This is a genomic window from Pontibacter sp. HJ8 (genome assembly GCF_054824225.1).
Window position 1 is genome coordinate 1 of the sequence record NZ_JSYF01000072.1, and the last position, 6,706, is coordinate 6,706.

Consider the following 6,706-nt stretch of genomic DNA (forward strand, 5'->3'; position numbering starts at 1 on the left):
CTTAAAGAGCTTCATATGGAAGTTTCTTATTTCGGAGAAGGCCGTATTAAATCACCTGAGCTTTATGGCGGCCGAAGCCCCATTAAAGTAGTGCTTGCGGAGCTGGATTCAGCCGGGCTAGGGAAGAGCTTTGTTGTAGAGGCAGAAGATAATAATAGTTTCAGTATCTATCATGGCGAAAATAAAGAATCAACCCACAAGTTTGGGGAGCAGATTAAAAAACGCTACGCTACATTTACAGTAATTGCGGATTCTGACTTTACAAACGATCAGGGCCGCCGGGTAATGGTGCGCTTTAACGATTTACGTAAAATGGCTAATAGCTACAGCAAACAGCTGCAGGTCAAAAGCGTGAATGAATATGCCACTGTGATGGAACTTAGCCTGACGGATCCGGTGCCGGCAAAAGGAAAGGATATCATCAATAAACTGATCGATGTTTATAACCGTGAAACAATTGAAGAAAAAAATCTGGCAGTTACAAAAACTATTAAATTTATCGATGATCGCCTGGTATACCTTTCCCAGGAATTGACAGATGTTGAGAAGGATGTAGCGCGCTACATGCAGGATAATAGTATTATTGACCCGGCAGCCAGTGGCGGCCTGTATCAGACCACAGCTCATGGCTACAATCAGCAGATTACCGAAAATGAGATCAAACTTGATATCCTCAATTCTGTTGAAGCCTATATTAAAAAGGAAGACAATAAGTTTGAGTCAGTACCTAGTACCCTGGATATAGCGGATCCGACTTTAGTTGGACTAATAGCCAATTTCAACGAGTTACAGAGCCAACGTCGCCGTTTGCTACGTACCGTTACGGATAATAGCCCGCTGGTAAGTAATGTAAATGAGCAGTTAGAGGTTTTACGCTTGAACATTATCGAAAACCTTCATAATATTCGGAACGGTCTTCTCGTAGTGCGTAAAAACCTGCAGGCGAGTGCCCGTCAGTTTGAGTCACAGATGCGCCAAGTGCCTTCAATGCAGCGAGAACTGACCGTTATAGGTCGTCAGCAAGGTATAAAAGAAGGATTATATCTTTATTTGCTTCAGAAACGTGAAGAAGCCGCGCTATCACAGGCAATCACACCGTCCAATTCCCGTGTTATTGATCCGGCCACAGCTAGTGGGAGCCCGGTTGAGCCACAGTCAACCAATATTTACCTTATAGCCTTATTGGTGGGGCTTGCCCTGCCTTTTGCCGGGATTTTCATGCGCGATATGCTTAATGACACAGTGCAGGAGTTACGGGATGTCGAAAAAGGAACTTCTACACCCATTCTGGGAGAGATCGCGCACAATGATAGCGGTAATATGCTGGTAGTTGCACAAGAGAGTCGTAGCTCGAGTGCGGAGCTTTTCCGGCTGTTACGTGCTAATCTACAATTTGCTGCTGGCGGCAAAGAAAACAAGGTGATTCTGGTAACATCCAGCATGAGTGGGGAAGGTAAAACCTACTTCAGCCTTAACCTGGCTGCTAGCTTGGTGATGACCGGCAAACGTGTTGTGGTGGTGGGCTTTGACCTGCGTAAACCTAAACTGACACAGGGCGTAAACCTGCCAAACAATATAGGTATTACCAATTACCTGATATCAGATACAGTAGGTATCGAAGACCTGCTGCAGTATGCACCAGAAATGCCAGAGCTAGCCATCATTGGTTCCGGTCCCATACCGCCAAACCCAGCTGAGCTGATGTTGTTACCCAAGATCGGGACATTGATAGAGGAACTAAAATCTGCATTCGACTTCATTATCTTAGACTCCTCCCCGGTTGGTCAGGTAGCGGACACATTGGCACTGGCTCCATACATTGATTCGAGCCTTTACATTGTACGTTATAACTATACTCATAAGAAGCAATTGCAGATTGTGGATGAACTTTATAAGTCACGCAAGCTTAAGCATCCGATGATCGTCCTTAACGATGCCAAAAAGAACAATAGCTACAGCTACTCATACGGCTACGGCTATGGCTACGGTAACTATTACGAAGAGGAATCAGAAGGCTTGGGAAGTAAGATCAGGAAGCTGGTGAAAGGGTAAAACCTCAACAACTTTCTAAAGCCTGTCATTTCGAATGCAATGAGAAATTTGCGGCATTGCGGGGTAATGAAATAATTTAGATTTCTCATTGCATTCGAAATGACAACTTAATCATTAAGTTGATGGCAATGAGTACAAGGGCAGATAAAAAGTATTGAGAGCAATACATAAGCTAACATAGAAAACAATACAGCATGTCAGTAACAGCTAGTACCGGAATTGAAGATGCACGCATCGCCGTGATCGGTTTAGGATATGTAGGATTACCCCTGGCAGTAGAGTTTGCCAAAAAGTTTAGAACTTTGGGCTTCGACATCAATGAGACACGGATACAACAACTTAACGCTGGTTTTGACCGGACCCTCGAAGTTGCTGATGAAAATCTAAAAGCAGTACTGATCGAAAGGCCAAATGGCCAATCTACGGGCCTTTACTGTTCCAATAAGTTAGAAGATATACAGGATAGCAATGTCTATATCATTACAGTTCCTACACCAGTAGACAAACACAATCGTCCGGACCTGACACCACTTTACAAAGCAAGCGAGACAGTAGGCAAAGTGTTGAGACCTGGTGATATTGTTGTATATGAGTCTACCGTTTATCCAGGCGTGACAGAAGAAGAATGCGTGCCGGTGTTGGAGCGTGTATCAGGCTTGAAATTCAACCGAGATTTCTTTGCAGGTTACTCGCCGGAGCGAATCAATCCGGGAGACAAAGAACATACGGTAGCAAAGATTCTTAAAATTACCTCAGGCTCTACACCTGAAGCAGCTGAGAAAGTGGACAGACTTTATAACGCTGTCATTACTGCAGGGACTCATAAAGCAGCTTCTATCAAAGTAGCAGAAGCAGCCAAAGTAATCGAGAATGCTCAGCGTGATATCAATATTGCCTTCGTCAATGAACTCGCCAAGATATTTAACCGCTTAGGCATTGACACAGATGAGGTATTGGAAGCGGCAGGTACTAAATGGAATTTCCTGAAATTCAAGCCCGGCTTGGTAGGCGGTCACTGTATTGGTGTGGATCCTTACTACCTGGCTCAAAAGGCACAGGAAGCCGGTTATCACCCGGAAATTATCCTGGCAGGTCGCCGACTTAATGATGGCATGGGGGAGTATGTAGCCCACGAGGTGATCAAACTGATGGTGAAGAAAGATATACCTGTAAAAGGGGCCAACATTCTCGTACTGGGCATAACTTTCAAGGAGAACTGCCCGGATGTGCGGAATACAAAAGTAGTTGATATTCTACGCACGTTGAAGGACTATGATACCAATATTACCATCTACGATCCATGGGCCGAACCAGCGGAAGTAAAGCATGAGTATGGATGGGATTCAGTAAAAGAACTGAATGATGTAATAGATTGCGATGCTATAATCCTTGCCGTATCCCACAATGAGTTTAAGACATTAGATCTAAACAAGCTGTGCAAGGAGAAAGCCGTGATCTACGACGTAAAAGGCGTCTTGCCCAAAGAACTATCTGACGCACGCTTATAAGGGTACGTAATCAAAGCCCCCTCCTTGGTTAAGGAGGGGCAGGGGTGGTTTGACCCTGTTAATTAGACTACTTTTTACGAAAAAGGATATGTATAACAGACCTTACCATACAACAGACTTAAGCCAAAGCAGTTTTCTCATTACAGGTGGAGCAGGCTTTATTGGCTCCAACATCGTTGAATACTTGCTCAAGTACGGTGCCGGGAAAGTTCGCGTACTGGATAATTTCTCGACCGGCTCTCATACAAACATTGAAGAGTTCAAAAGTAATCCAGCTTTTGAATTGATTGAAGGAGATATCCGAGATTTAGAAACTTGCAGAAGAGCGTTGATAGGAATAGACTATGTATCACATCAGGCAGCCTTGGGCTCTGTGCCCCGCTCCATCAATGATCCAATCACCAGCAATGACGTCAACATCAGCGGTTATCTAAACATGTTGGTCTCTGCGCGTGATGCTGATGTTAAGCGCATGGTCTATGCTGCCAGTTCCAGCACCTATGGCGATCATCCAGGATTACCAAAGGTTGAAGACCAAATTGGTAATCCGCTTTCACCCTATGCCGTGACTAAATATGTGAATGAATTATATGCGAGCGTTTTTTCAAAGACCTACGATTTTCATACTATTGGCCTGCGCTATTTCAATGTCTTTGGTCCAAAGCAAAATCCGAAGGGGCCTTATGCAGCGGTAATTCCACTTTTCATAGAATCAGCGATTCAAAAAAAAGCTCCATACATTAATGGCGATGGTGAAACAAGCCGTGACTTTACATTTGTAGAAAATGCAGTACAGGCTAATATTAAAGCTATGCTCACTAAAGATGTAAAGAAGCATGAGGTTGTGAATATAGCTTACGGTGAGCGGACATCACTTAACCAATTATGGTATAGAATAAATGAAATTGCAGGAATAGAACTAGCAGCCGAGTACGGGGAAGAGAGAAAAGGAGATGTGCGTCATAGTTTAGCAGATATAGGAAAAGCTAAGCAACTTATAGGTTATGATCCAAATTATTCTGTTTTAGAGGGTCTATCTATTGCCTATACATGGTATAATAACCATCAATAAAAAATCAAAGTTGACAATGCTGAAATAAAAGTTAGAATAGCTGATAATAGGGCTAATCATTACTAGCTGTTTAGGATTTCTATTTTTGGCTTTATTTCTAAGTAAGCTATAAAGTTAATTTGATTTTGAATAAGCTAGTTTGTATATGAGAATCCAAATGTATATGCTTAGTATTACTTGCAATATGTTCTAAAGCTAAACTGCATATTTAACCCTCTCTCGCGAAAGCGTAAAAATCTTACTCGTCTATCTAAGCATTGTTATGCTGTTTAACTCATTCGAATTTCTGATTTTTTTTCCGACTGTGGTCGGACTTTTCTTCTTGCTGCCACACCGCTTCCGGTGGGTACTCCTGCTTATTGCCAGCTATACCTTCTACATGTTCTGGCGGGTGGACTACGCTATCATCCTGGTCATTTCTACGCTCATTGACTATGTGTGCAGCCTCATGATGGACCGCTATCCTGTGGAAGCCACAGCCAAGCGCAAGCCCTGGCTGTGGGTGAGCCTTTTTACCAATCTGGCCACGCTTTTCACTTTTAAGTACTACAACTTTTTCAATACGGCCGCAAAGGATCTAGCCGATATGTTGGGAGTAGGATATGCTGCGCCAGCCTTTGAACTGCTCTTGCCTATGGGCATTTCCTTCTATACCTTTCAGACCATGAGCTACACCATCGACGTGTATTACGGTAGGCAAAAGGCAGAGAAGCACTTGGGGATTTTTGCCCTGTTCGTTACTTTTTTTCCGCAACTGGTGGCAGGACCGATTGAAAGAGCCGGCAACCTGATAGACCAGCTCAAGGAAAAGAAAGAATTCGATTATAGGCGTGTTGCAGATGGGCTGAAGCTGATGTCTTGGGGCTTTTTCAAGAAAATAGTTATTGCTGATAATTTAGCAGTGATGGTTAATCAAGTCTACAATAACCCTACTGACTATGAGGGAATCCCGCTCATCATCGCCACAGTCTTCTTTGCCTTTCAGATATACTGCGACTTCTCTGGCTACTCTGACATTGCAATTGGATCTGCACAGATTATGGGTTTTAACTTGATGGAGAATTTTCGAAGCCCCTACTTTGCTAAGTCTATCAAGGAATTTTGGGGACGTTGGCACATTTCCCTATCAACCTGGTTCCGCGATTACCTTTACATACCCTTGGGGGGTAACCGTGTGGTAAAATGGCGCTGGTATTACAACTTATTCATAGTGTTCCTGGTGAGCGGTCTATGGCATGGTGCCAACTGGACTTTTATCGTATGGGGGGCATTGCATGGATTCTACCAGATGTTTGGGCAAGCGACAGTGGTGCAACGCAACACGGCTGTAGCGGCTTTAGGATTAAAAAGTTGGCCACGACTATATAATCTACTGCAGGTGAGCATTACGTTCTCGATGGTCTGCTTGGCCTGGGTGTTTTTTAGGGCTAATACAATTAGTGATGCTTTTTATGTAGTAATAAATATGTTTAGCGGCTTTAAACAGTCTCTCGCTGCAGTTTTGAAAAATCATTCTTTGATACTCTTGGGACAATCCAGCTATGTTTTTATAGTAACGGTTCTAAGTATTATAATTCTCTTGGTCATTGATTCTGCTCGTTTAAATGGCAGCCTCAGAAGTAAGTTAAACCAGCAGCCAGCTTATGTAAGGTGGTCAGCTGCATACTCGTTGATTCTTGCAATATTAATTTTAGGTCGTTTTAGCAAAAGCGAGTTTATATATTTCCAGTTCTAATTATTAAGTGTTAAAAGATTAACATAAGCTAATATGTCAAACTATGTTTTAAGGTCTTTTGGATTCAATTTAATTTTAATATTTATAATTGGGCTTTACATTTCCAGTTACTCTATTCTTACTCAAAGTGCATATGGGCCTACTACAAAAGCTCAAATTGAGCAAAGTTTTGAGAATGCCTTAAGAAAAGATTATGATATGCTGATTCTTGGGAACTCAAGAATATACAGAGGTATAAATCCTGAGAAATTTTCTACTAACGCATATAATTTTGCACACGATGATGATAGTTATAATCAAATGTATTATAAACTGAAATATGTGCTGGCTGATAAAAAT

At 42.5% G+C, this 6,706-nt stretch carries 5 protein-coding genes; all 5 read left to right on the top strand.

Going from position 1 to position 6,706, the window contains the following annotated elements:
• Nucleotides 1–2,052 (top strand): GumC family protein (locus OB13_RS04450; RefSeq protein WP_461488945.1); only part of this gene is annotated, 2,052 nt, incomplete at its 5' end.
• 194 nt (nucleotides 2,053–2,246) lie between these two features.
• Entirely contained in the window at nucleotides 2,247–3,560 is a 1,314-nt protein-coding gene (locus OB13_RS04455) for a nucleotide sugar dehydrogenase (protein ID WP_461488946.1), read from the top strand.
• 88 nt (nucleotides 3,561–3,648) lie between these two features.
• Nucleotides 3,649–4,632, top strand: a complete 984-nt coding sequence (locus OB13_RS04460; protein ID WP_461488947.1) for an SDR family oxidoreductase — start codon at nucleotides 3,649–3,651, stop codon at nucleotides 4,630–4,632.
• 262 nt (nucleotides 4,633–4,894) lie between these two features.
• Nucleotides 4,895–6,367, top strand: a complete 1,473-nt coding sequence (locus OB13_RS04465) for an MBOAT family O-acyltransferase (RefSeq protein ID WP_461488948.1) — start codon at nucleotides 4,895–4,897, stop codon at nucleotides 6,365–6,367.
• Nucleotides 6,368–6,400: 33 nt separating this feature from the next.
• A partial coding sequence (locus tag OB13_RS04470; protein WP_461488949.1) for a hypothetical protein occupies nucleotides 6,401–6,706 on the top strand: 306 nt, incomplete at its 3' end.